At 64.3% G+C, this 2,990-nt stretch carries 4 protein-coding genes and 1 pseudogene; all 5 read right to left on the bottom strand.

The window, feature by feature from the left end; all coding sequences use genetic code 11:
• Positions 1-54 precede the first annotated feature (54 nt).
• Entirely contained in the window at positions 55-321 is a 267-nt protein-coding gene (locus IEW17_RS20485; RefSeq protein ID WP_188563926.1) for a transposase, read from the bottom strand.
• A gap of 173 nt (positions 322-494) precedes the next feature.
• Entirely contained in the window at positions 495-1,382 is an 888-nt protein-coding gene (locus tag IEW17_RS20480) for a pyridoxamine 5'-phosphate oxidase family protein (RefSeq protein WP_188563925.1), read from the bottom strand.
• Positions 1,383-1,587: 205 nt separating this feature from the next.
• Positions 1,588-1,953, bottom strand: a complete 366-nt coding sequence (locus IEW17_RS20475) for a hypothetical protein (protein ID WP_188563924.1) — start codon at positions 1,951-1,953, stop codon at positions 1,588-1,590.
• A gap of 122 nt (positions 1,954-2,075) precedes the next feature.
• Positions 2,076-2,621 carry a sensor histidine kinase gene (locus tag IEW17_RS20470; RefSeq protein WP_188563923.1) on the bottom strand — a complete coding sequence of 182 codons (546 nt, stop codon included), beginning with the start codon at positions 2,619-2,621 and terminating at the stop codon, positions 2,076-2,078.
• A gap of 238 nt (positions 2,622-2,859) precedes the next feature.
• A pseudogene (locus IEW17_RS21560) lies at positions 2,860-2,990 on the bottom strand (transposase); the annotation flags it as partial.

The raw sequence follows: 2,990 nt of genomic DNA, 5'->3' as shown, positions 1-2,990 counted from the left end.
CCTTAAAAAACAGGTACGCCGACCTGACCAAAGAAAAAACTCAAAACTAAACTGTCAGACCACTAGCTCCTGCGCCTGCCGCCGGTTGGCGGCCCGCAGCTGGCGCAGCTCGGCGGCCGTGGCCGAGCCCAGGGGCGCGCCCAACGCGGCCGCCAGCGCCGTTTGGGCGGCTTTCTGCCACTGGTAGAGGCGTTTTGGGTCAATGTTGAATGCCCAGGCGGCGGCTTGGGCCGAACGGCTTTGCTCGGCTAGGCGCAGGGCTTCGGCACGGAAGGCCGCATCATATTTGCGGCGCTTGTCAGGTTTCGGGTTGTCTTTCATGACGGAGGAAAGATACCGTCCTGTTCTGTTCAGCTTAACCAGACCACCTTAGCCACCCCCCTTGAAGGAAATGCACTAACGCCGGGACCAAGCTGGTGTTAGACCTGTTCAGCGAAAGGGTGGTGTGTTTGTGTATCCCTGTTCACCGAGGGCTGGTCGACCTCGGCCGCCGACTAGCGAAACGGCAGCGGGGCCGGCAGCGGGGCCTCCGCCCATGCCGCGGGGGTGAACCGCCAGTAGCGGCCGGTGCCGCCGGTGGCCGCCGCGGGGCCCGCGCCGGACCAAAGCACCTCGGCGCGGCCGGTCAGTTGCAGGGCGCGGCCGGTGGCCGAGTCAAGGAACAACAGGCCGGCGGCGTCGCACAGCGCGAAGTTGCCCAAGGAATTGTACATGCTATTGCCCACGTAGTCGGGCACGAGCAGGGTGCCGTCGGCGTCGAGGCGCACAAAGCCGGCCGGGCCGCCGCGGTAGGCCGTGTCTAGGGCCCTGGCGCCGTCGCTGCTGCCGACAAAAAATGAATCGGCCCGGCGCAGCCACGCCGCCAGGGCCGGTGGGGCGCCCGGGCCCGCCGTGCGCGGGGCCCCCGACACCACGCCGGCGCCGGATAACGCGGCGGGGTGGTCGGGCAGGTACTTGGGACAGTTGAGAAAGGCCTGGTCAACGTCCACCACCCATCCGGGCGCGGCGGCCCGGGCGCGGCCGTTCACCCGAAACCGCCATTTGGTGGGAAAGTCGAGGAAGAGCAAGCTGATTGCCGGCTGCCGAGCCAGGTGGGTCCACAACCGGGCTTCGCGGTCCGGCACGACCAGCGCCATGTCCAGGGCCAACTGCGTGGGCTTGGGCGAGCGGGCAAAGCCGGGCGCCCCCTGCACCGCCGACGTCCACACCCGCCCGTCGGCGTCGAGCGAGCTGACAAGGACCAGCGGCTGGCGGGCCAGTTGCCCGGCGACGCCGGCCGGAATGGTGGGGCGAATGGCTGCGGCGTGGCGGTCGGCCATCGGCGCTTCGCCGAGGCGTTGCTGCACCTGCCGTTCGCCCGCATGGTAAGGGGAAGTCGTCATACCCTGCGCAACCGCCCGCGGCCTGCGAGGGTTTTGGGGCCGGGCCGGGCGTGGAGGGGCAGTGGGCGCAAACCCGGGAGGCCCGCGGGAACCTGGCACCCGAAACCGGCGCGGTCCGGGGACGGCTGACAAGAAGCAGGCAGAAACTCCCTGCCGCAAGGCGCCCGTTTACAAAAACGGTCCGAATGAACAAAGGCCGGTTTTCCTACTGGCCAGAACTGACTTTTCTAGTAAAAATCGGCCGAATGCGTCCATGAAATAAAAAACTAAGCACTGCCAAGCCGATGATTTCGTGCCACATGCCATGGACACCCACGGGTTTTTGCGAGTTGAAAAAGACATAAAAAGCGTAATCCACCACGACAAACTCCGCCAAGGCACAACCAAATGAAACGGGCCGGGACAAACGCAGGATGAGCGGGAGCGGTACAGCAAACAGTACGATGCGCACCACGGGCAGGAAGCCGAACATCCACAGCCAATGGAACACGTTTTGCCCTGATTGCAGGTCGGAGGGGTCCAGCCATTGGTAACTGCCTTGGTAGACAATATTGCTCGCATAGAAAAGCACTTACTTCAGCAAGAAGTACAGTTCTACATGGCGTATCGTTGGCTGAAGCATAGGGCAATAATGCGGGCGCGTTCAGCCAAACGGTGGTGCCGTAAACGCATGCTGTTCAAAAAAAGGAGCGTTCAGGATGCCCGCTGGTAAGCGGCGCCATTCAGGGGCAAAGCCACGGAAAAGGTCGTGCCCGCGCCTTCCCGGCTTTCCACGGCCAGGCTGCCGCCGTGGCCCTGGGCGATGATGTCGTGGGAAAGGGACAAGCCCAGGCCCGTGCCTTCGCCGGTGGGCTTGGTGGTGAAGAAGGGCTGGAAAATTTTCTCCCGCACCGCCGCCGGAATGCCCGTGCCGTTATCCGCCACCCGGATTTCGACCTGCCCGCCCGCCTGCTGCATGGTCATGCGCACCGTGGGCGCGTAGCCAAGTTCGCCAGTTTGCTGACGCTTCTGCACGGCGTAGAAGGCGTTGCCGAACAGGTTGAGCAGCAACCGGCCCAAGTCCGCCCCGGCGGCCTCCACGGGCGGCAGGGCCGGCGCGAAGTCCGTTTCCAGCGCCGCATTAAAGGTCTTGTCCTTGGCCCGCAGGCCTTGGTAAGCCAGGCGCAGGTACTCCTCACACAGTGCATTCACGTCCACGGGGGGCCGCTCGCCGGTGCGCTGGTGCGAGTGTTCCAACATGCCGCGCACGATGCTTGCGGCCCGCTAGCCGTGCGCACGAATTTAGCTCAGGTTCCGGCGCACGTCGTCGGCCAGGGCCGCGGCTTCCTGCGTGTCGACGGCCACCCGGAGCAGTTTCCAATTCAGTGTACATGATAGCCGCAATGGTCAAACCAGTTTTTGGCATCGTGCTCGCTTATCCATTCTGCCGCCGTGCGAATGGCTTCTTCCAGCGCGTCACGGGTGCGGCCCTGGGCCTTGCGCAGCCAGGTTTTAAGTTTGCTGAAGGTCAATTCAATCGGGTTAAAATCGGGGGAATACGGGGGCAGGTACAGCAGCCGCGCCCCGTATTTTTTGACCACCTGCTCCAGCCCGTCTACCTTGTGCACG

This window comes from Hymenobacter frigidus (assembly GCF_014640435.1).
GTDB lineage: Bacteria > Bacteroidota > Bacteroidia > Cytophagales > Hymenobacteraceae > Hymenobacter > Hymenobacter frigidus.
This window is presented reverse-complemented; position numbering and strand designations above follow the sequence as displayed.

Excerpts from the sequence above, each read along its gene's own strand:
- IEW17_RS20485 (WP_188563926.1), bottom strand. The coding sequence starts at position 321 with ATGAAAGACAACCCGAAACCTGACAAGCGCCGCAAATATGATGCGGCC.
- IEW17_RS20480 (WP_188563925.1), bottom strand. The coding sequence starts at position 1,382 with ATGACGACTTCCCCTTACCATGCGGGCGAACGGCAGGTGCAGCAACGC.
- IEW17_RS20470 (WP_188563923.1), bottom strand. The coding sequence starts at position 2,621 with ATGTTGGAACACTCGCACCAGCGCACCGGCGAGCGGCCCCCCGTGGAC.